Annotated in this window: 21 protein-coding genes; 10 read left to right on the forward strand and 11 right to left on the reverse strand. The window is 73.3% G+C overall.

What is annotated here, in order from left to right:
* Nucleotides 1-10: 10 nt before the first annotated feature.
* The gene (locus FXF51_RS30220; protein ID WP_148438077.1) at nucleotides 11-1,114 is read left to right on the forward strand and encodes a hypothetical protein; all 1,104 of its coding nucleotides are present in this window, start codon (nucleotides 11-13) and stop codon (nucleotides 1,112-1,114) included.
* Between the two features lie 7 nt (nucleotides 1,115-1,121).
* Here FXF51_RS30220 and FXF51_RS30225 read toward each other — a convergent pair whose 3' ends face one another.
* Together FXF51_RS30225 and FXF51_RS30230 are read right to left on the reverse strand one after the other, a co-directional pair.
* Nucleotides 1,122-1,589, reverse strand: a complete 468-nt coding sequence (locus FXF51_RS30225) for a hypothetical protein (protein WP_148438078.1) — start codon at nucleotides 1,587-1,589, stop codon at nucleotides 1,122-1,124.
* Nucleotides 1,590-1,635: 46 nt separating this feature from the next.
* The gene (locus FXF51_RS30230) at nucleotides 1,636-2,394 is read right to left on the reverse strand and encodes an alpha/beta hydrolase (protein WP_148438079.1); all 759 of its coding nucleotides are present in this window, start codon (nucleotides 2,392-2,394) and stop codon (nucleotides 1,636-1,638) included.
* A 178-nt stretch (nucleotides 2,395-2,572) separates the two neighbouring features.
* Here FXF51_RS30230 and FXF51_RS30235 point away from each other — a divergent pair, with 178 nt between their 5' ends.
* Nucleotides 2,573-3,286 (forward strand): lysophospholipid acyltransferase family protein, encoded by a 714-nt coding sequence (locus FXF51_RS30235; RefSeq protein WP_148438080.1) that lies wholly within the window; start codon nucleotides 2,573-2,575, stop codon nucleotides 3,284-3,286.
* A gap of 11 nt (nucleotides 3,287-3,297) precedes the next feature.
* Here FXF51_RS30235 and FXF51_RS30240 read toward each other — a convergent pair whose 3' ends face one another.
* Nucleotides 3,298-3,759 carry a MarR family winged helix-turn-helix transcriptional regulator gene (locus FXF51_RS30240; RefSeq protein ID WP_148438081.1) on the reverse strand — a complete coding sequence of 154 codons (462 nt, stop codon included), beginning with the start codon at nucleotides 3,757-3,759 and terminating at the stop codon, nucleotides 3,298-3,300.
* Nucleotides 3,760-3,843: 84 nt separating this feature from the next.
* Between FXF51_RS30240 and FXF51_RS30245 the strand changes: the two genes are divergently transcribed.
* Nucleotides 3,844-4,272: a DoxX family protein gene (locus tag FXF51_RS30245; protein WP_148438082.1), complete on the forward strand. Its 429-nt coding sequence runs from the start codon at nucleotides 3,844-3,846 to the stop codon at nucleotides 4,270-4,272.
* A 380-nt stretch (nucleotides 4,273-4,652) separates the two neighbouring features.
* On the opposite strand, the gene FXF51_RS30250 is transcribed toward FXF51_RS30245, so the two are convergent.
* Nucleotides 4,653-5,600: a LysR family transcriptional regulator gene (locus FXF51_RS30250; RefSeq protein ID WP_148438083.1), complete on the reverse strand. Its 948-nt coding sequence runs from the start codon at nucleotides 5,598-5,600 to the stop codon at nucleotides 4,653-4,655.
* Nucleotides 5,601-5,711: 111 nt separating this feature from the next.
* On the opposite strand from FXF51_RS30250, the gene FXF51_RS63850 reads away from it, so the two are divergent.
* Together FXF51_RS63850 and FXF51_RS30255 are read left to right on the forward strand one after the other, a co-directional pair.
* A complete protein-coding gene (locus tag FXF51_RS63850; RefSeq protein ID WP_222871532.1) occupies nucleotides 5,712-6,074 on the forward strand; it encodes an MFS transporter in 363 nt (120 codons plus the stop codon).
* The gene (locus FXF51_RS30255) at nucleotides 6,068-7,063 is read left to right on the forward strand and encodes an MFS transporter (RefSeq protein WP_222871533.1); all 996 of its coding nucleotides are present in this window, start codon (nucleotides 6,068-6,070) and stop codon (nucleotides 7,061-7,063) included. Before FXF51_RS63850 ends, FXF51_RS30255 begins: the two co-directional genes overlap by 7 nt.
* On the opposite strand, the gene mmuM is transcribed toward FXF51_RS30255, so the two are convergent.
* From mmuM to FXF51_RS61045, 4 genes are all read right to left on the reverse strand, one after another.
* Nucleotides 7,035-7,901, reverse strand: a complete 867-nt coding sequence (gene mmuM / locus FXF51_RS30260; protein WP_148438084.1) for a homocysteine S-methyltransferase — start codon at nucleotides 7,899-7,901, stop codon at nucleotides 7,035-7,037. The two genes, FXF51_RS30255 and mmuM, sit on opposite strands and share 29 nt — an antisense overlap.
* The gene (gene otsB, locus FXF51_RS30265; protein WP_148438085.1) at nucleotides 7,902-8,720 is read right to left on the reverse strand and encodes a trehalose-phosphatase; all 819 of its coding nucleotides are present in this window, start codon (nucleotides 8,718-8,720) and stop codon (nucleotides 7,902-7,904) included.
* Nucleotides 8,721-8,890: 170 nt separating this feature from the next.
* The gene (locus tag FXF51_RS30270) at nucleotides 8,891-11,362 is read right to left on the reverse strand and encodes a VIT domain-containing protein (RefSeq protein WP_148438086.1); all 2,472 of its coding nucleotides are present in this window, start codon (nucleotides 11,360-11,362) and stop codon (nucleotides 8,891-8,893) included.
* Nucleotides 11,359-12,108, reverse strand: coding sequence for a MerR family transcriptional regulator (locus FXF51_RS61045; RefSeq protein WP_187414647.1), 750 nt, complete (start codon nucleotides 12,106-12,108; stop codon nucleotides 11,359-11,361). Before FXF51_RS61045 ends, FXF51_RS30270 begins: the two co-directional genes overlap by 4 nt.
* A gap of 117 nt (nucleotides 12,109-12,225) precedes the next feature.
* On the opposite strand from FXF51_RS61045, the gene FXF51_RS30280 reads away from it, so the two are divergent.
* Together FXF51_RS30280 and FXF51_RS30285 are read left to right on the forward strand one after the other, a co-directional pair.
* Nucleotides 12,226-12,693 carry a Dps family protein gene (locus FXF51_RS30280; RefSeq protein WP_148438087.1) on the forward strand — a complete coding sequence of 156 codons (468 nt, stop codon included), beginning with the start codon at nucleotides 12,226-12,228 and terminating at the stop codon, nucleotides 12,691-12,693.
* Between the two features lie 380 nt (nucleotides 12,694-13,073).
* Nucleotides 13,074-14,096: an alkaline phosphatase PhoX gene (locus FXF51_RS30285; RefSeq protein WP_148438088.1), complete on the forward strand. Its 1,023-nt coding sequence runs from the start codon at nucleotides 13,074-13,076 to the stop codon at nucleotides 14,094-14,096.
* A gap of 114 nt (nucleotides 14,097-14,210) precedes the next feature.
* Here the strand turns inward: FXF51_RS30285 and FXF51_RS30290 are convergent, their stop codons facing one another.
* Nucleotides 14,211-14,804, reverse strand: coding sequence for a TetR/AcrR family transcriptional regulator (locus tag FXF51_RS30290; protein WP_148438089.1), 594 nt, complete (start codon nucleotides 14,802-14,804; stop codon nucleotides 14,211-14,213).
* A gap of 92 nt (nucleotides 14,805-14,896) precedes the next feature.
* On the opposite strand from FXF51_RS30290, the gene FXF51_RS30295 reads away from it, so the two are divergent.
* Nucleotides 14,897-17,068 (forward strand): MMPL family transporter, encoded by a 2,172-nt coding sequence (locus tag FXF51_RS30295; protein ID WP_148438090.1) that lies wholly within the window; start codon nucleotides 14,897-14,899, stop codon nucleotides 17,066-17,068.
* On the opposite strand, the gene FXF51_RS30300 is transcribed toward FXF51_RS30295, so the two are convergent.
* Nucleotides 17,037-17,861, reverse strand: coding sequence for a helix-turn-helix domain-containing GNAT family N-acetyltransferase (locus FXF51_RS30300; protein ID WP_262379932.1), 825 nt, complete (start codon nucleotides 17,859-17,861; stop codon nucleotides 17,037-17,039). The two genes, FXF51_RS30295 and FXF51_RS30300, sit on opposite strands and share 32 nt — an antisense overlap.
* Before the next feature lie 118 nt (nucleotides 17,862-17,979).
* Between FXF51_RS30300 and FXF51_RS30305 the strand changes: the two genes are divergently transcribed.
* Nucleotides 17,980-18,885 carry a lactonase family protein gene (locus tag FXF51_RS30305; RefSeq protein WP_187414648.1) on the forward strand — a complete coding sequence of 302 codons (906 nt, stop codon included), beginning with the start codon at nucleotides 17,980-17,982 and terminating at the stop codon, nucleotides 18,883-18,885.
* Nucleotides 18,886-18,937: 52 nt separating this feature from the next.
* Nucleotides 18,938-20,365 carry a N,N-dimethylformamidase beta subunit family domain-containing protein gene (locus tag FXF51_RS30310; protein WP_148438093.1) on the forward strand — a complete coding sequence of 476 codons (1,428 nt, stop codon included), beginning with the start codon at nucleotides 18,938-18,940 and terminating at the stop codon, nucleotides 20,363-20,365.
* Nucleotides 20,366-20,416: 51 nt separating this feature from the next.
* Here FXF51_RS30310 and FXF51_RS62825 read toward each other — a convergent pair whose 3' ends face one another.
* Nucleotides 20,417-20,545 carry a hypothetical protein gene (locus FXF51_RS62825; protein ID WP_262379933.1) on the reverse strand — a complete coding sequence of 43 codons (129 nt, stop codon included), beginning with the start codon at nucleotides 20,543-20,545 and terminating at the stop codon, nucleotides 20,417-20,419.
* Nucleotides 20,546-20,661: the final 116 nt, after the last annotated feature.

Raw genomic sequence — 20,661 nt, forward strand, 5'->3', positions numbered from 1 at the left:
TTCCTTGATCTTGGCGACGTCCGTGGCCTGGACGCAGGTCACGCCCGCCGCGCATGCCGATCCCCGCCCCGCGCAGATCGAGGCGTGGCAGCAGTCGACCAGCGTGCGGCTGCAGGCCGACGGCTCGCTCTCCGACGTGCTGGCGATCTCGCCGGGCGACGTGTGGGCCGTGGGCCAGCAGGAGATCTGGGACGTCTGGAAGAACCGCGGCACCATCCGCCACTGGAACGGCAGCCGCTGGAGCGAGATCGGCATCCGCGACAACACCGCGGCGGGCAACCTGCGCGGCCTGGCCGCCGCCTCGCCGTCGGACGTGTGGGCGGTCGGCGACGGCCACGACGGGGTGCCCTACCTCGCGCACGGCGACACGGCCGGCTTCGACCGGGTCAGGCCGCTCTGCCCGGCCGGCTCCGACCGGGTCAGGCCGCCCTGCCTGCGGGCCGGCGACTGGCTGGGCGGCATCGACGCCAAGTCGGGCAAGGTCGTGGCGGTGGGCAGCCGCGAGAAGAACGCGCTGATCGTCACCGGCCAGGGCAACGACTGGACCGTCCAGGAGATCGAGGACAAGGGCGCCCTGTACGCGGTGTCCGGCGGGTTCGCGGTCGGCGACACCGGCACCGAGCCGCTGATCGCGCACTACTCGGGCGGCACGTGGAAGTCCATGCCGCTGCCCTCCATCCCCGGCGGCTACCTGCGCGACGTGCAGGTCGACAGCTCCAAGCGGGCGCTGGCCGTGGGCGGCGTCTACCGCGGCCCCGGCGAGATCACGCCGCTGGCCCTGGTCTGGAACGGCAAGCGGTGGCGGGAGCTGCGGCTGCCGCACTCCGAGGCCAGGCTGTACGGCGTGACCGGCGACGGCAAGGGGCGCTACTGGATGACCGGCTACGACCCCTCGCGCGCGGCGGAGCCGTTCATGCTGCGCTGCGAGAAGGGCAAGTGCGAGGTCATCAGGGGCGGCACCCAGCAGGGCAGGAGCAGCGTGCGGCTGCAGGCGGTGGCGTACCTGGCGGGCAAGAGCACGGTGTGGGCGGTCGGGCACGCCGTCGACACCAAGGACCGCTACACCGACGTGGTGGAGTCGTTCGCGCCCAAGGCCACCACGTCGAAGTCGTAGGAGCTGATCAGAGGACGGCGCCGTCGTCCCAGCCGGAGTCGTTGGGCGGGCCGTCGCCCATGCGGACCACCAGCGCCACGAACCCGCCGATGAACGCCGCCACCGCGGTGAACAGCGCCCACCCCTCCATGTGCCAGCTCGCCATCGCCGCGACCAGCAGGTAGGCGGGGCCGCCGAACAGCGCCACCCACGCCAGCTTGGTCGGCAGGTCCAGCTTGGGCAGCGGAGGCGGCGGCGGGGGCTCGAAGTGCCCCTCGTCCTCCTCGTCGGCCCTGCTCTCCCGCGGTTCGTCGTCGTCCGGGGAGGTGTCGTGCGCGGGCTCCTCCTCCGGAGGTTTGACCACCCGGCGGGCCGGCTCGGCGGGCACGTTCTCGCTGTCCGGCCATGGCTGATCGGCCGAGTCGCGCTCGGCCGTGTCGTTGAAGGACGCGACGATCTGCCGCCAGACCTCGTCCTCGTCACTCTGGGGCGTCACCTAGATGGGCCTCTCCGCAGCGATCGCGACTTCCCCCTGGGTGCGATCAGTCCCTCTGCAAGGGTACCGAGGCATGTGTCCGGATGAAGTCGAGGCTCCCGGCAAAGATCCTGTCGGCATCGTTGTCAAGCGTCGCAACATGGTAGCTATCGGTAAGCTCCTCGATCGTGGCCTGCGGGACCTTCGCGCGTATGATCGCGACACTCGTCGGCTTCACCACGTGGTCCTCCGTGCTGTGGAAGACCAGCAGCGGTTGTGTCACCTTCGCCAGATCGGCCTGCACCAGCGACCACAGCCCAGGCAGCGAGGCCGCCGCCTTCACCGGGGTTCTGGAGTAGGCCAGCTCGCGCGCGCCGGGCTTCTTGACGTCGTTGGCGACGCCCGGCACCGACGGCACGAACCATTTCAGCAGCGGAGCCAATCTCATCAACGGCACGTCGTTGGCGATCGAGGGGTTGACCACCATCACACCCCTGATCGCGGAGCCGTGCACCTCGGCGAGTCGCAGCGCCAGGCAGCCGCCGAGCGACAGCCCCGCCACGAACACCTCCGCGCACCGGCCCTGGAGGTCGGCGAACGCCTTTTCCACCTCGGCGTACCAATCCTCCCAGCGCGTCCTGTTCATTTCCTGCCACTTGGTGCCGTGTCCGGGCTGACGGGGGAGCGAGACGCTGACCCCGTGCCCGGCCAGGTACTCACCCCACGGCCGCAGGGACTGCGGCGTGCCGGTGAACCCGTGACACAGCAGCACGCCGATCTGGCCTGCTTCGTGGTGGTAGGGCTCCGCGCCTGGCATGAGCGGCATAACAGCTCCTCTGTGCCGTTTCATTCCGGCAATTTCCGCCGGAACGGCCCGATCGTCGCACGTTCTGGGGTATTTGTGCGAGAGCTGATGTAGGAGCATGGCAGTCGGGATGGGAAGATGACTCTGCCCGCTGCTGACAATGCCCGCCGACGAGAAGTGCGCAGGAAGAGGTGCCAGGGTGTTCTACTGGGTGGTCAAGGCCATCTTGGGGCCGTTCCTCCACCTCATCTTCAGGCCGTGGACCGAGGGCGCGGAGAACGTGCCGAAGCAGGGGCCCGCGATCCTGGCCGGCAACCACCTGTCCTTCGCCGACCACTTCTTCGGCCCGCTGCAGATCCGCCGCAAGGTGATCTCGCTGGGCAAGGCCGACTACTTCACCGGGCGGGGCCTCAAGGGCTTCTTCACCCGGCTGTTCTTCAGCGGGGTCGGCACCGTCCCGATCGACCGCTCCGGCGGCAAGGCCAGCGAGGCGGCCCTGCGCACCGGGCTGCGCGTCCTGCGCGAGGGCAACATCCTGGGCATCTACCCCGAGGGCACGCGCACGCCCGACGGCCGCCTCTACAAGGGCAAGACCGGCGTGGCCAGGCTCGCCCTGGAGTCGCGGGTGCCGGTGATCCCGTGGGCGATGATCAACACGTACGAGATGATGCCGCCCGGGCGGCTGCTGCCCAAGCTGGGCATCAAGCCGGGCGTGAAGTTCGGCAAGCCGCTCGACTTCTCCCGCTACTACGGCATGGAGGACGACCGGCTGGTGCTGCGCGCGGTGACCGACGAGATCATGTACGCGCTGATGGAGCTGTCGGGGCAGGAGTACGTCGACAAGTACGCCGCCAGCGCCCGCGTCGAGATGGAGCGCGCCGCGCGCGCCGCCGCCTCGGGCAAGAGCGAGTGACGACCCGGGGGTCACGCCGAGGAGCGTAAGGCCTCCTCCGTCTTGCGCATGGCGCTCGTCATCGCGCGCAGCTCCTCCCGGCTGAGCCGGTCGATCAGGTACGCGCGCACCACCTCCACGTGACCCGGCGCCACCTGCTGCAGGCAGCGCACGCCCGCGTCCGTCAGCACCGCCAGCACGCCCCGCTCATCGGACGGGCAGGTCGCCCGCTCGACCAGCCCCGCCTTCTCGAGCTGGGTGATCTGGTACGTCAGCGCGCTCTTCGACACCACGACGTCCCTGGCCAGCTCCGTCATGCGCATCTGGCGGCCGGGTGACTCCGACAGGACCACCAGGATCTCGTACTGCGGGTGAGTGAGGCCGGCTTCGGCCTTGAGCTGCTCCTCGATGCGCCGCTCAAGCAAGTGGGAAGTGGACACGAAGGCGCGCCATGCCGCCATCTCGGTCGCGTCCAGCCATCGGGTGTCCGTCACCGATTCAGTGTACTGTCGTTCGAATTTGAACAAATCACTGCTAGAGTCGTTGTTCAAATCTGAACAACCATCGAGGGAGTCCGTATGGTGGATCAGGCGCGTCCCTTCGCCCTGTTGCTGGCGAGGGTCGCCATCGGGGTGATCTTCCTGGTGCACGGCTATCAGAAGTTCGCGACGATGGGGATCGCGGGCACGACCAAGTTCTTCGAGTCCGTCGGCATCCCGCTCGCGGGCCTGGCCGCGCCCGCGGTGGCCGTGCTGGAGGTCGCCGGCGGGCTCGCCCTGATCCTCGGCGTCGCGCTGCCGATCGCGGGCACGCTGCTGGCGCTCGACATGCTGGGCGCCATCGCGTTCGTGCACGGGGCCAACGGGCTGGCCGGTGAGGGCGGCTACGAGTTCGTGCTGGCGCTGGCGGCGGCGAGCCTGGCCGTCGGGTTCACCGGGGGCGGGGCGCTGGCGCTCGACCGCGTCCTGACCCGGCGCCGCGCGGCGACCGCCACGGCGACCGCCTAGCGACCCTCTCACCGCGCCTCGCCGCCCCGCGCCTCGCCCCCCGCCCCGCCCCGCGCCTCGCCGTGCGGGGCTCAGGCGGCCGGGCGTGGTGGCGGACGCCTGGGAACGACGTGCCGGCCGAGCGTGGTGGAGGCCGGTACGTCGGCCGCGCCCGTGCTGCGCCTGCCGCTCGCGCCGTGCCGTGCCACACTCGCGTGCCGTGTCGCCTTCGCGCCGTGCCACACTCGCGTGTCGTGCCGCCTTCGCGCCGTGCCACACTCGCGTGTCGTGCCGCCTCCGTGTCGTGCCACACTCGCGTGTCGTGCCGCCTCCGTGTCGTGCCGCCTCCGTGTCGTGCCGTGCCGGGTGCGTGCCGTGCCCGGGCCTGCGATGCGGCGTGCTCAGGCGGGCCGGTCGGGGGCGTGCCTCGCCGGAACGGGGCTGGGGCTGGGGCCGAGGGACGTGCGGACGCGCTCGCGTAGCCAGGCGTGCGCCGGGTCGGCGTCGTAGCGCGAGTGCCAAGCCTGCGAGATCGTCATCTCCGGCAGCTCGAACGGCAGCCCGAACGTCACCAGCCCCAGCGCCTCGTACATCGGCCGGGTCAGCACCTCAGGCGTCATCCCCACCAGATCGGAAGCGCGCACCGCCAGCAGCATCGCCCCGAAGGTCGGCACCGACCCCGCGACCCGCCGCGACAGCCCCTGAGCGCTCAGCAGCGCGTCCACGGGCCCGGACGCGCGCCCCCGGCGGGTGGCGATCACGTGCTCGTACGCCGCGAACCGCGCCGCCGTGACCGGCGCCCCGGCCAGGATCGGGTGCCCGGGCCTGACGACGCCGATGGCCCGGTCGGTGGTCAGCGGCTCGGTCCGGATCTCCGGCGCGGGGTCCACGATGACGGTCACCTCCAGGTCGGCGCTGCCGTCGCGCAGCGCCTGCTCGTCGCCGTGCCCCTCAGGGATGAAGTGCAGCCGCACCCCCGGCGCCGACCGGCTCACCTCGGCCAGCAGCGGCACGCTCACCGCCGTGATGACGGCGTCCGACGCCAGGATCACGAACCGGCGCTCCAGGGTCGCCGGATCCAGCTCGCCCGGCGGCGTGAACACCTTCCTGGCCGCCTCCACCAGCGTCCGCACCTCGCTCTGGACGGCCAGCGCCCGCGGCGTGGGCACCATCTGCCGCCCCGACCGCACGAGCACGGGATCGCCCATCGCCTTGCGGATGCGTCCGAGCGTGCGGCTCATGGCGGGCTCCGACAGGTGCAGCCGCCGCGCCGCGGCCGAGACGCTGCCCTCCTCCAGCAGCGCGTCCAGGGCGATCAGCAGGTCGAGACTGGGTTGCGTCTGGCGCATATATCACCTGCAGAAGATGCATTTGAGGTAAGGACCGGGCCGAGTCTACGGTGAATGGCGCGGGAGGCCTCCGCTCGTCCCATCACCCATGACCTCGTCGGGGGTTTTCGCATGTCCACAGTCACCCTGGAAGCCGGGCGCGCCGCCCGGACCCGGATCATGGCCGTCATGGCCGCGTCCGTGGTCCTCGCGGTCGCCCTGGTGGCCGCCGTCAACCTCGCCATCCCCACGCTCGCCGCCTCCGGGCTGCGTCCCTCGCAGTCGCAGATCCTCTGGATCGTGGACGCGTACGTCATCGTCTTCGCCTGCCTGCTCATCCCCGCCGGCGCGGCAGGCGACCGGTTCGGCCGCAAGGGGGTGCTGCTGGCTGGGCTGGGCGTGTTCGCGGCGGGCTGCCTGGCGGCGGCGCTCGCCCCTGACGTCGGGACGCTGATCGCCGCCAGGGCGCTGAGCGGCGCGGGCCGGCCATGGTGATGCCGGCGTCGCTGGCCATCACCGTCGGCGTGTATCCGGCCGCCGAGCGCGGCGCCGCCGTGGCCGCCTGGACCGCCGCGACCGGCGCCGCGGGCGTGATCGGCAACCTGGGCGGCGGGCTGGTGATGCAGTACCTGCCGTGGCGGGCGCTGTTCGGCGTGCCGGTGCTGCTCGCCGCCGTCCTCGCGGCGCTGGTGGCGGTGCTGGTGCCGCGCATGCCGCGGCACGCCGCCAGCCTCGACCTGTCCGGAACCGTGCTGCTCACGGCCGCCTCCGTGGCGCTGCTCACCGGGATCATCGAGGGGCCGGAGGCCGGCTGGGGGAGCGGGCTGGTGCTGGCGGCGTTCGGCGTGGCGGCCGTGCTGTTCGCGGTCTTCGTGGGGCATCAGCTGCGCTCCGCCGCGCCGCTGCTCGACCCCCGGCTGTTCGCCGCGGCCCGGCTGCGGGCCGGGACGCTGGGCGTGGCCGTCACGTTCTTCGGGCTGTTCGCGCTGTTCTTCGTCAACGCCCGTTTCCTTCAGGAGGTCAAGGGCTTCTCGCCGCTGCTCACCGGCGTGGCCATCGTGCCGCTCGTCATCCCCATGATCGTGCTGTCGCGCCTGGCGGGCCGCTTCGCGCGGCGCCCCGCCGTCATGGCCGGGCTCGCGGGGAACGTGGCGGGGCTGGTGCTGCTGTCGTTCGCCGACGGTGACATGCCCTACCCGGTGTACGCGATCGGCCTGGTGATCATGGGTACGGCCATGGGGCTCTGCCTGCCCGTGCTCTCGTACGAGATCATGGCCGCGCTGCCACCCGAGCGGGCCGGGCTCGGCTCCGGGCTCAACAGCGCCACCCGCGAGCTCGGCAGCGCGATCGGGGTCGCCGTCATGGGGACGGTGATGACCACCTACGGGATGGGCGCCGGCTACCGCGTCGTGGCCGCCGTCGTCCTCGCCGGAGCCCTGCTGACCGGCTGGTGGCTCAGGTCAGACGCGCGCGGATCTGCCTGATGTGCTCCGGCGTCGTACGGCAGCAGCCGCCGATCAGCGACGCGCCCGCCCGCTGCCACTCCCGGGCGGCCAGGCCGTACTCGACAGGGTCGGCCAGGCCGCGCCAGCGGCGGGCGGCGGCGTCCCACGACTCGCCCGAGTTGGGGTAGACCACCACGGGCAGGCCGCCTGACAAGCAGGAGATCAGGCCAGGGATGTGGCGCGGCGCGGTGCAGTTCGCGCCGACCGCCACCACCCGCGCGTTGCCCGCGAACAGGGCGGCCGCCTCGCGGATCGGCGTGCCGTCGTTGAGCCGCTCGCCGTCGCGGCACGAGAAGCTCACCCACGCCTTCACCCCCGGCGTGCGGTCCAGCAGCGCCGCCAGCGCCCGCGCCTCGGCGACGGACGGGATGGTCTCGCAGGCCAGCAGGTCCGCCCCGGCCGCGGCCAGGATCTCCCAGCGCGGCAGGTGCCAGGCGTACAGGCCGTCCTCGTCCAGGTCGTAGTCGCCGGTGTACTCGGCGCCGTTGGCCAGGTACGCGCCGTACGGGCCGACCGAGGCCGCCACCAGCCCGCGCCCGGCCTCGTCGCGCGCCTGGGCGGCCAGCTCCACCGACAGCCGGATCAGCCGCTCGGCCTCCGTCACGTCCAGCCCGCGCCGCGCGAACCCCGGCAGCGTCGCCTGATAGCTGGCCGTCGTCGCCACGTCGGCGCCCGCGGCGAAGTAGTCGGCGTGCGCGCGCCTGATCAGCGCGGGCTCCTCCAGCAGCAGCCGCGCCGACCACAGCGCGTCGCTCAGATCCGCGCCGAGCTCCTCCAGCCGCGTGGCCAGCCCGCCGTCCAGGACAAGTGTCGTCACTTATCCAGCGTACGGGGCAGCCGGAAATGCGCGGATGACATGGTCGAGCAGGTGCGGGGTGTGCTCGGGGGCGTCGATCGTGAAGTCCGCCCGGCGCGCCAGCTCGTCGCCCGTCTCCCCGTTCGCCACCGCCACCCGCACACCCAGGAACGCCGGATCCCGCTCCTCCCGCCCGCGCAGCGCCTCGAACGCCCGGCCGTCGGACAGGTCGTCGCCGAAGTACCAGGCGCGGGTGAGCGCCTGCGTCTCGCGCTCCACCAGCGTCCCCTTGTCGCCCTCCACCGGGGGTCTCAGCTCGACCACCATGCGCCCGTACTGCTCCCGCAGGCCCAGCTCGGCCGCCTTGGCCGAGGCCCACCGCTCCACCGCGCCGCGCAACGACGGGGACGAACGGTAGTGCAGCGCCACCATCAGCGCCTTGTCCTCCACCAGAACCTCGCCCGGCAGCTCGCGGGCAGCGTCGGCCGTCACCCGCGCGATGACGGGAGCCCAGGCGCCCGCCTCGGCCTCCGTGCGCACCCGGCCGTCCACGACGGTCTGCATGCCGTACAGGCCGAACAGGCTCAGCCGCGGCACGCCGGGGAAGCGGTCGCACAGGAACGCGGCGGGGCGCGCCGAGACGATGGCGACCCTGCCCACCAGGGTCGCCAGCAACCGCAGCCGGTCCAGCGCGCCGGGGACCGGGCGGACGGCGGAGGGATCTCGCATGATGGGGGCGATCGTGCCGTCGAAGTCGAAGAAGAAGCCGGACTTCGTGCACTCGGAGACGGTGGCGGACACCGCCTCGGCGAAGCGCAGGGGGGCGCGAGAGGTCGCCATGCTGGTGACTGTAGAACAGCGTGAGCGGATCGGACAGACGCCCGCGTGCGCGGTGGTGGGAGTGCGGGCGGCGGGAGGGCGTGAACGTCGGGCAGGGGCGTGTGCGCAGGTTCGCGCCGCCACCGCGACATGGCGGTGGCGGCGCGTAGCCTGTGGCCGGGCGTGCTCGATCAGCCTCGCTTCCAGAACGGGCCGCGGCGGCGGCCGTCCTGAGGCGCGGGGCCAGGAGAGGCGTTGCCCGGGCCGGGGGCGGGCGACGGGGAGGCGCCGCCGGTGAGCGCGGTCAGCACCTCGACGGCGCGATCGTGCAGCGCCCGCGCGTCCGCGCCCGGCCGCTCGGCCCCCTCCAGCTCATGCGCCAGCCCCTCCAGGTCCTCGTTCCCGCCGAGGAAGGCCGCCAGCGCGGCCAGCCGGGTGCCGAGGTCCGCCAGGTACAGCAGGTCGGGCGCGGGAAGGGCGTTGAGCCGGTCGAGCTCGGCGGCGAGCTGGGGCCGTACCGACTCCAGCCGGTGCGTGGGCCGGCCGCCGGACTTGCGCCAGGACCCGGCGGGAGCGGACGGCGCCGGCATCGGCGCCCCGCCGTACACGGGCCCACCAGGGACGGGTCCACCAGGGACGGGCCCACCAGGGACGGGACCACCAGGGACGGGACCACCGGCGGCGGGAAGGCCGCGGCCGGGCCCGCCGAACGCGGGGCCGCTCTCCGCGCCGCCCCCGCCCGCGAACCCCTGATCCAGGTCGGCCTGGCTGAGCCCGGCCGACGGCATGCGCATCCTCGGCGCCGCCATCGGCGCGGCGGCCAGCGTCATGCCCGCCCCGAACGTGGCCGCAGGCGCCGCGCTCGGCAGCTCCCACCCGCTCGGCGGCTCGACCGGCTGGATGACGCGATGCTCGGGACCCTCACCGGCGACCTGCCTGGTGTCGACCGCCACGTACGCCGTGAACCGGCAGAGCACGCCGTACTCCAGCGACGTCCGCACGATGCGCGGCTCCAGGTCGTGCTCGCCCATGGCGTAGCGGTCCTCCAGCTCCCGCAGGTGCGCACGCGCCCACACGGCGCGGATGGCCGGGTTGTCCACGGTCACGCCGGGCACCCGCTCCTCCCACGGCGCGCCGGCCGCCGTCCCGCGCACGGTGACGGAGGAGCCCTCGCGGTGCCGCCCGTACGCGCGCAGCGGCACGCCGGGGAAGATCGATCCGAGGTGGGTCACCGTGCCGGGCTCGACGTCGAGGTCCTTGAGCGACAGGTCGGTGACCAGCGGGGCGCCGATCCTGCGGTGGATGGCGTCCATGGCGGCGTCGAGCCGGTCCTCCGACTCGACCAGCTCGCACCGCCCCGCCCCGAGCCCGGCCAGCCGGCCGAGGAACCCGGCGTTCACGGCCCGGTCGATGCCGACAGTGTGCACGCGCATGGCCGACAGCGCGCCGCCCGCCTGCTCCAGGATCTGGTCCTCGTTGCCCACCTGGCCGTCCGTGACCAGCACCACGACGCGTTCGCGCCCGCTCTCCGCGCCGCCCAGCAGGGCAGTGGCCTGGCGCAGCGGTTCGAGCAGCTCGGTGCCGCCGCGCGCGTCCACCCTGGCCAGATGCTCGACCGCGCGGTACCGGTTGCGGTCGGACGCCTCCACCAGCCCCTCGAACGCCTGCTCCACCACCGAGTCGAAGGTCAGCACCGCGAACCTGTCCTGCGGCGTCAGCGTGTCCACGATGCGGGCGGCGGCCCGGCGGGCGCAGACCATCTTCCAGCCGCCCATGCTGCCGGACCTGTCGAGCAACAGCACCAGGTCGCGCGGCGTCCTGGCGGCCTGCAGCGGCGGCGGCAGCACGGTGAGCGCGAACGTGCCCCGGCCGTCGAGCTGCAGCGCCGTGGAGGCGTCGAACGACAGGCGCAGCACGAAGTCGCGGTCGAGCCGCTCGCCGGGGCGCAGCCGTACGGTGTGGCCCTCCTCCTCGACCACGTGCAGGCTGGAGGCCAGCTCCCGCAGCTCCAGCCCGGCCGCGTCCACGGTGGCCGACAGCGACAGCCGCACCGGGCCGGGGAAGCCGGGCAGCAGCACCGGCGGGCTGATCCTCGACGCGTCGGGCACGGCGTCGGTGTCGGGCGCGGTGCCGTCACCGGCCGGCGGGCCGTCGATCGGGCTGCCCGGGATGTAGCGCGGCGCCACCACCAGCGGGAACCTGAACGTCGCCGCCCCGTCCTCGTACGGCAGGGGCTGGCTCATCGTCAGCCGCACCGAGACGCGCTCGCCGGGCAGGATGTTGCCCACCCTGATCGTGAACACGTCGGGCCGGTCCTCCTCCGCGATCGCCGCCCGCCTGCCCTCGCGCAGCGCCCGGTCGTAGTCGGCCCTCGCCTCGGCCCGCTCCTTCAGCACCCCCTCGATCACCCGGTCGTCGGCCTCCATCCGGAAGCCGGTGACCGCCGCCCTGTCGGGCAGCGGGAAGACGTACGTGGCCTCCAGCGTGACGTCGAACGGGTTCCTGAACCCCTGCGTGACCTCGACCCCGGCGATCAGGCCCGAGATGCCGGCGGTCACGTCCACGCTCTCCAGCGGCAGGTTGCCGCGCTCGGTCAGCAGCGCGCCGAACCCGGCGTCCGGCACCGGCCGGCACCGTGCGGGCTCCAGTGAAGTGATCCTCATGTCAGCTCCCTCTCTTCGAGCACCGCGAGCAGCGGTAGCGCCGCCGCCAGTACCGCCTGGACGTCCTCCTCCGACGGGGGCCGGGTCGTGTCCAGCACGAGCCGTACCCCGTCCGCCAACCTGATCCCGGTCACGAGCCGGGCGGGTGATGTGCCCGCCCGGCTGCCGGCGCCGCTCCGTCGTGCGGGGCCGGTGCTGGGGGGCCCACCCGCGCTGTGTGCCGTGTCCTGCACGTGTGCCGTGTCCTGGGCGTGTGCCGTGTCCTGGGCGTGTGCCGTGTCCTGGGCGTGTGCCGGGTTCGGGGCGTGTGCCTGGTTCTGGGCGTGGGTCGCGCCGCTGCCGGGCCGCTCAGCCCAGAACCGGCCGCGCACGCCCTCGCCGCCCCCCGTCGCGGGCACGGGACCGGCCGGGCGCTCGCCCACCGGCGGCGGGCCCTCCAGGCGCGCCGCCGCCTCCAGCATCCGGTCCGTGGCCCCCGCCAGCGCCGCCTGGATCTCGGCGATCGACCGCCCGGCGGCCTGCAACCGCTTCACGGCGACGAGCTGCAGCAGATGCCGCCGCCCGTACCTGGCCACCCGCCCGCGCCGCGTGAGCGGCGGATCCACCAGCCCGATGGTCGTGTACCACCTGATCAGCCGCTCGCCCGGCACATCGCGGACCCGCCCGTTGGGAGGTGACGGCGCGTCGGCGCGCAGGGCGTGCGCCGCGTGCTCGGCCAGCTCGCCGATCGTCCAGGTGTCACTCATGACTTCACAATGACACTGTCACTATTACACTGTCAATGACAGCGTGGAGCGGAAGATCTGGGGCGTCCTTTTCGTTGTGAAATGTGTAAATTCCGACCTCTGGGGAGGAAGTTAGACATGGCTACCATCACCGGCCCGCTCTCGGGCGACGCAAAGAACACTGTCGCCGAGGCCCTCCAGGGAGCCCTGGTGGACCTCATCGACCTGTCGCTGGTCGCCAAGCAGGCGCACTGGAACCTCATCGGCACCCACTTCCGCTCGATCCACCTCCAGCTCGACGAGGTCGTCGCGCTGGCCAGAACGCACATGGACACCATCGCCGAGCGCGCCGTCGCCCTCGGCGTCAACCCCGACGGCCGCGCCGCCACGATCTCCCGCTCCAGCAAGCTCCAGCAGCCGGAGAGCGGCTGGATCGAGGACGGCAAGGTGCTGGCGACGATCACGGACGTGCTCGACGGCGTCAGCAAGCGCATGTACGAGCGCATCCGGGCCACCGAGGAGGCCGACCCCGTCAGCCAGGACCTGCTGATCGCCGTGGCGCAGGAGATCGACAAGCAGCACTGGATGTTCCAGGCGCAGCGGTGACACCGGCTGGTCACCGCGATGTCTGAACCCATCGCGAAGAGAGCCCGGGCCCTGCGCCCGGGCTTTCGCATGCCGGGCTCGATGATGCGAGGCTCGCCGCGAAGCCCGCCACGCCCGGCCCCCGACGTGTCCGCGTCCGCCATGGTGCTGTCACCGGCGCCTCGCTCGCGCCGATCAGGAAGTGCGTCCCCGCCCCCGTCCCCGCCGTCATGAGACGGCAGGTCGCCGCCCCGCGTACCCCCGCCGGCTGTACGGAAAGCCGCCCTCCGCCAACCGCCCGGCGAACGGCCATCGGGGTTTGCGCAGAGTTTGATGTCGCGAGTCCCTGCCATTCATGTCGGTGCGGTCGACTAGCGTGGCACCTAGAGGGAGGCCCCACGATGTCGCGCAAGACTCTCCTCCGCACGGGCCCGCTCGTGCCGGGCGGCGTCAGCCCGTACGGTCCGCTCGGCCTGGCAGGCACGGGCGGTCTGGCGCTGCCCCCAGGGTTCACCGGCCGGGTCGTGGCCCGCTCCGGCCAGAAGGTCGCCGGCCTGACCTGGCACGCGGCGCCTGACGGCGGCGCCTGCTTTCCCGACGGCGACGGCTGGATCTACGTGAGCAACTCCGAGCTGCCCCTGCTCGGCGGCGCCTCGGCGCTGCGTTTCCGTGCCGACGGCAGCGTCGGCGACGCCTACCGCATCCTGTCGGGCACCGATCTCAACTGCGCCGGCGGCGCCACGCCGTGGCACACCTGGCTGTCGTGCGAGCTGGGCCACCGGGGCCGCGTCTTCGAGTGCGACCCGTACGGCGCCCGCGCCGCCCGCCCCCGCCTGGCGATGGGCCGCTTCAAGCACGAGGCCGCCGCCTGCGACCCCGAGCGGCGCGTCATCTACATGACGGAGGACGAGCCGGACGGCTGCTTCTACCGGTTCAGGCCGGGCGACTGGGGAGACCTGACGGAGGGCACGCTGGAGGTGCTGTGCGCCTCGGGCCACTGGCAGGCCGTGCCCTCGCCGGCCGCCCTGCTCAAGGAGGCCCGCCACCAGGTCGAGGGCGCCCGCCACTTCGACGGCGGCGACGGCTGCCACTACGCGGGCGGGGTGTGCTACTTCACCACGAAGGGCGACACCGGCCTGTGGGCGTACGACGCGCAGACCTCGACGCTCGACCGGCTCTGCGAGGGCGTGCGCGCCATCACCGCCGCCCCCTCCGGCGATCTGTACGTCGCCAGGGAGCGTGCCGAGATCGACGTGATCGCGCCCGACCGGGCGGTGACGCCGTTCCTGCGGCTGGAGGGGCATGACGGCGCGGAGCTGACCGGGCTGGCGTTCTCGCCTGGCGGCGAGCGGCTCTACTTCTCGGCCAGGCGAGGGCGCACGGAAGGGCACACGTTCGAGGTGAGCGGCCCTTTCCGCACGTGACGGCCCCGCGCACGTGACGGCCCCGCGCGCCTGACGGCCCCGCGCGCCTGACGGCCCCGCGCGCCTGACGGCCCCGCGCGCCTGACCGCCTTGCGCGCCTCACGGCCCCACGACCTACGCCAGGTAGCGCACCAGCATGAGCTTGAGCTCGTCCACCAGCTCGGCCGACCGCTCGGGCCCAGCCGAAGTGATCATCGGCATCACCGCCTTCACCATGGCCAGCGCCATGGTCCCCGTGAGCCGCGCGCGTTCCTCGGACAGCTCGGGCGAGCGCCGCCGCAGCATGTCCGCGATGTGCCCCGCGATGTCCTCGTGCAGCCGCTGCGACGCCGCCGCGAGCTGGTCGCCGGTGGCCGTGCCGTACAGCAGCGACCAGTACGCGGGCGACGCGCTCTTGAACCGCACGCTCTCGTCCACGAGCTGCCCCACCAGCGCCTCCAGCGGCACCTGCGGTGTGACGGCGGCCAGCCGTCCGGCCCAGAACTCCTGCCGGTCGACCGTGTAGCGGGCGACGAGCCCGTCCAGGATCTCCTCCTTGTTCCTGAAGAACTGGTACAGCGACCCCGGCGACACCCCCGCCCGCGCGGCGACCTGGTTGGTGGTCAGCTCCGGGTAGCCGACCTCGGCGACCACCTGCTCGGCGGCGTCGAGGATCTCGGCCATGCGCTTCAGGCCGCGCGCCTGCCGGCGGACCGTGCGTTCAGGCATGGGTCTCCTCGTTGACAAATACGAGCATTCACTTGTATTTCTGGGTCCGACAGTAAAACACGAGCAGTTTACCGAGTTTTCGGGGAGACCTCATGGTGACCACTCGCGCCCGTTCCGCCCGCCCGGCCACGAAGGGCCCGCCGCTGCGCAGGCTCGGCTTCGTGCTTGTCCGCCGCCGCAGGCTGGTGCTCGCGCTGGCCCTGGCGCTGCTGATCGGCGCCGGCGTGCTGGCGGCGGGCGCGGCCTCGGGGCTGTCGCTGGCGAGGTTCGAGGCGCCGGGGTCGGAGTCCGACCGGGCGCAGGCCGAGCTGGAGAAACGGTTCGGCACCGGCAGCCCCGACATGATCTTCCTGGTGACGGCGCGCAGCGGCACCGTGGACGACCCCGCGATCGAGGCGGCGGGAAGGGAGCTGACCGAACGCGTCGGCCGCCACGAGGGCGTGGCCGAGTCCGCCTCGTACTGGACCCGCGGCAAGCCCGCCACCCTGCGCAGCGAGGACGGCCGGCACGCGCTGATCGTGGTGCGCATCCCCGGCGACGCCGACCACGTGCGCGCCGGGGTCCTGCCCGCGCTCGTCCCCGAGATCACCAGGGGCGATGACCTGCTCCAGGTGCGGGCCGGGGGAGGGGAGGAGGTGTTCAGGGAGGCCGTGCCGCTGGCCAGGCAGGACTTCGTCCGGGCCGAGCTGGTCGTCTTCCCGCTGGCGTTCGTGCTGCTCTGGCTCTACCAGCGGCGCGCCATGGCGGCGCTGGTGCCGATCCTGGCCGGCGTGTACGCCATGGTGATCGGCCTGGCGCTGCTCGGCGGCGTCCTGCTGTACGCCGAGATCTCCACCTTCGCCCTCAACCTGACCCTCGCCATGGGCCTCGGCCTAGGCATCGACTACTGCCTGTTCGTCATCCAGCGCTTCCGCGAGGAGACGCGGCGCGGCGCCGACCGGGCCGCCGCGGTCGCCGGGGCGGTCGAGCACGCGGGCAGGACGGTGCTGTTCAGCGGCCTGACGGTGGCCTCGTCGCTGGCCGTGCTGTTCGCGCTGCCGTTCGACTTCCTGCGCTCCTTCGCCTACGCCGGGATCGCGGTCGTCCTGGGCGGCCTGGTGGCGGCCGTGATCGTGCTGCCCGCCGTGCTGGCCACCATTGGCGGCACAATGCTGCCGAAGCATCACAGGCTGGAGAGGGCGGACGGTTTCTGGCACGGGCTGGCCACCCGGGTGATGCGCCGCCCGCTGCTGACCGGCGGGCTGGCCACGGTGCTGCTGCTCGTGCTCGCCTCACCGTTCCTGGGGCTGCGCTTCGGCGTGGCCGACGACCGCGTCCTGCCGCCCGAGGCCGCCTCCCGCCAGACGCAGGAGGTCATCCGCCAGACCTTCCCCGCCGAGGAGACCGACGCCATCCAGCTCGTCTCCAGGGACGCCGCCACGGGCGACGTCTCCGGCTACGCCGCCGGCCTGTCCAGGCTGCCCGGCGTGGCGCAGGTGGACTCCGCGGCCGGCTCGTACGCGGGCGGCGCCCGCGTCGGCGACGGCGACCCGGCCAGGTTCCAGGGGCAGGGCACGTGGCTGTCGGTGGTCCCGTCGGCGGCGGCGCTGGCCGACGACCCGGTGCGCCTGGCCGAGACCGTACGCGCCGTGCCGCCGCCCTTCGAGGTGCTGGTCGGCGGCTACCCGGCCGAGCTGTCCGACTACCGCTCCTCCGTCGTGGACCGGCTCCCCCTGCTGCTGGCGCTCATGCTCGGCGTGACGTTCGCCGTCCTGTTCCTGATGACCAGGAGCGTGGTCATCCCGATCAAGGCGACTCTGCTGAACGCGCTGAGCCTCGGTGTGATGTTCGGCGCCCTCGTCTGGATCTTCCAGGACGGCAACCTGTCGGGCCTGCTCGGCTTCACCCCGACGGGCACGCTCGACCCCAGCATCCCGATCCTGATGCTCTGCGTCGCCTACGGCCTGTCGATGGACTACGAGGTCTTCCTGCTCTCCCGGATCAAGGAGGAGTACGACAGGACGGGCGACACGGAGTCGGCCGTGGCCACGGGCCTGCAGTCGGGGGCGCCGCTGATCACCGCGGCGGGCGGCATCCTGGCGCTCACGTTCGCCGCCTACGCCACGGCGTCGGTGACGTTCGTGCAGATGCTGGGCGTCGGCATGGCGGTGGCCGTGCTGGTGGACGCCACCGTGATCAGGGCGGTGCTGGTGCCGAGCCTGATGCGCCTCGCCGGCCCGCTGAACTGGTGGCCTAGAGGTCGCGCGACCACATCTGCTCGGTGACCTCGACCCCGTTCTCCACGCCCTTCTCCTCCGAGTCCAGCTCGAACCCGGCTGCCTGGTAGATGCGCCGCGCGCTCTCCAGGCAGTCGCGCGTCCACAGCTCGATCCGCTTGAACCCCTCGGCCCGCGCGTGCCGCAGGCACTCGTCCACCAGCCGCCGCCCGATGCCCAGTCCCCGGGCGGACGGCTCGACCAGCAGCATGCGCAGCTTGGCCGTCGTGTCGTCCTGCCGCACGCAGAACACGCAGCCGGCCCGCTCGCCGTCGACCTCGGCGATCCACCCGGCGTCGCGCGAGAAGTCGAGGCCGCCCACGATCCTGGCGACGAGCTGCTCGAACTCCACGCCCCAGCCGTACTCGGCGGCGTAGAGCGCGCCGTGCCTGAAGGCGACCCAGCCCAGGTCGCCGGCGCGCGGCGGCCTGATCACGTACGGCGCGCGCCCCTGCCCGCCGCCCAGCAACCGCCTGATCGCCGCCATGCCGGCGACCAGCCGCTCCTGGTCGGCCTCCGGGAGCCCGCCGAGCAGGGCGCCGATCTCCTCCGACGAGCGCCGGTCGAGCGCCGCGAAGACGCCGGCCCCCGCCTCGGTGAGCGCGACCACGTGCTTGCGCGCGTCGCTCGCCGAACGCTCCCGCAGCACCAGTCCGTCGCCCTCGAAGCGGGCCAGGATCCGGCTGAGGTAGCCCGCGTCCAGGCCGAGCAGCCCGCGCAGCTCGCCGGTCTCCATCCGCTCGGCGTGCGCCAGCTCGAACAGCACCCTCACCTCGGTCAGCGAGTACGGCGAGTCAAGCATCCCTGCCTGGAGCGCGCCGATCACCTTCGTATAGAACCGGTTGAAGGCTCTGACCTCAGAAACCCTTGCTTCTGTCAACGAACTCATTGCCACAGTCAACCATAGGAGGAACCCCGCTGTGAAGTACGTACGCATAGGCGGGTACGGCCCTGGCATCGTCACGATCGGCGGCGACCTCACCCGGGTGACGGCGCCCTCGTTCCTGGCCGCCCACCCCTCGCTGCCGGTGCTGTACGCCGTCGGCGAGCTCGAACGCGGCTGGCTCAGCGCGTTCCGGGCGGACGGGGCGCGGCTCGGCGCGCTGGACGAGCGCCCAAGCGAGGGGCACAGCCCCTGCCACGTCGCCGTGGAGCCGGACGGCGGCCTGCTCGCGGTGGCCAACTACGGCGACGGCACGGCCACCCTCTACCGGCTGGACGAGCGGGGCGCGTTCGCGGGCGAGCCGATCGTCCTGCGCCACCAGGGCTCGGGCCCGGACGCCGGCCGCCAGGAAGGGCCGCACGCCCACCAGGCCGTCTTCCACGACGGCCTCCTGCACGTCTCCGACCTCGGCACCGACGAGATCCGCCGCTACCACTACGACGGCACCCCGCTGGAGCCCGTCACCCTGGCCCCCGGCACCGGCCCGCGCCACTTCGCCTTCGCGGGCTCGCGCCTGTACGTGGCGGGCGAGCTCGACGGCACCGTCACGCTGATCGACGGCGAGCGCCGCACGGTCGTCCGCGCCTCCCGCCAGGAAGGCGACAACGCCCCCTCCCACCTGGAGCTCCACGGCGACTTCGTCTACGTCGCCAACCGCGGCCCGAACACGATCTCCGTGCTGCGCGCCGCCGACCTGTCGCCCGTCGCCGAGGTGCCCTCGGGCGGCACCTGGCCCCGGCACTTCGCCATCGACGGCGAGCGCATGTACGTGGCCAACCAGAACGCCAACACCGTCACCTCCTTCACCCTCAGGGACGGGGTGCCGGAGCCCGACGGGCAGTCGTCCGAGGTGGAAAGCCCGGCCTGCGTGCTGATCATGTAAGGAGTTCGCCAAGTCGCGGCCCAGCGGAGGGCGCGGTCCCGACCATGGGCGGGTGCGCAAGATCCTGCTCGCCCTCGCCCTCGCCGTCGCCCTCTGTGCCGCCGGTTGCGGCCGGGCGCCCGCCGCCGAGGCGCCCGTGACCCAGCCGGCCGCCCAGCCGGTCGCCACGTCGGCCGGCACGTCGGCCGGCACGTCGGCCGGCACGCCGCCGGTCGGCGACGTGCAGGAGTCGTGGCGGATCACCCGGCACGGCGCCGAGCACGAGATCGAGGGCTACGCCGACGAGGTGAGCGTGCTGCCGGGGGAGCGGTTCCGGCTGCACGTCTCCACCACCGCGCCACGCTTCTCCGCCAGCGCCTTCCGCATGGGCGCCAACCCGTCCAAGGTGTGGGAGTCCGCGCGGGTGCGCGGCGAGCGGCAGGCGCCCGCCAGGATCGTGAACGGCACCGCGAGCGCCGCCCACTGGTCGCCGTCGCTGACCGTGGAGACCGGCGGCTGGCCCGAAGGCGCCTACCTCGTCCGGCTCGACGCCTCCACCGGCGCCCAGCGCTACGTCCCGATCACCGTGCGCTCCGCCTCCGCCGCCGGGCGCGTCGTGATCGTCAACGCGGTCACCACCTGGCAGGCGTACAACCTGTGGGGCGGCCACAGCCTCTACACCGGCCCCGGCGGGTACGCCTCCCGCTCCAGGGCCGTCACCTTCGACCGGCCCTACGACGGCACCGGCGCGCGGCTCTTCCTCGACTTCGAGAAGGAGGCGCTGGCCGTGGCCGAGCAGAGCGGGGTGCCGCTGGCGTACCTGACGAACCTGGACCTCGTGCCGGGCGCGCTGGACGGCGCCCGCGCGGTGTTCTCGCTCGGGCACGACGAGTACTGGTCGCCGGGCATGCGCCGGGCCGTCACCCAGGCCAGGGACTCCGGCGCGAACCTGGCCTTCCTCGGCGCCAACGCCGTCTACTGGCGCATCGCCATGCGTGGCAGGCAGGTGCTGTGCGACAAGGAACGGCTCTGCGAGCTGTGGCGGGCGTCGGATCCGGAGAGCTCTTTGGTGGGGCAGATGTACGACTGCTTTCCCGCCGACGGGGTGTACCGGGTGAGCCGGCCGGGGCACTGGATCTTCGCGGGGACCGAGGGGCGGCGCTTTCCCGGGATGGTCGGGGTGGAGACCGATCGGGTGTCGCGGGGGTCGCCTGACGGGGTGCGGGTGCTGGCCGAGTCGCCGTTCTCGTGCGGGGGGCGGGCCAGTGTGTCGCACAGTACCTATTACACGGCCCCCAGCGGGGCGGGGGTGTTCGCGTCGGGGACCATGCGGTGGGTTTGCGCGTTGCGGGGGCGGGGGTGCGGGCACGGGGTCACGGACGCCGCCGCGGCCTTCACCCGGCGGGCCACGCTCAACCTCCTCACCCGCTTCGCCCGCGGACCCGCGGGGCGCGCGCCCGCGCACGGGGAGACACCGCGCCCCACGAACCCACCCGCCTGAGGGCGGCACACACGCCCGCGCCGCGCGTCTGGTGGCAGGGCGGCGGCGGGCTCAGGTGCCGGCGGTGGCCAGGCGGACGGCCGCGCGCCACCGCTCGTAGGCGCCGTCATCCCGCACCCCCGGCTCGAACCGCCGATCCAGGTGCCACGTCTTACGCAGTTCCCCCTGCGACCCCCACACCCCCCCCCCCCCCCCCCCCCGGCGCCCCCCCCCCCCCCCGGCCGCCCCCCGGATGGCGGGCCGCCCCCCCCCCGCCCCCGGCCGGGCGGCCCGGGGCCGCAGTGGGCGGGCGGGGG

The organism is Nonomuraea sp. PA05, assembly GCF_008086045.1.
In the GTDB taxonomy this organism is placed as follows: Bacteria; Actinomycetota; Actinomycetes; order Streptosporangiales; family Streptosporangiaceae; genus Nonomuraea; species Nonomuraea monospora.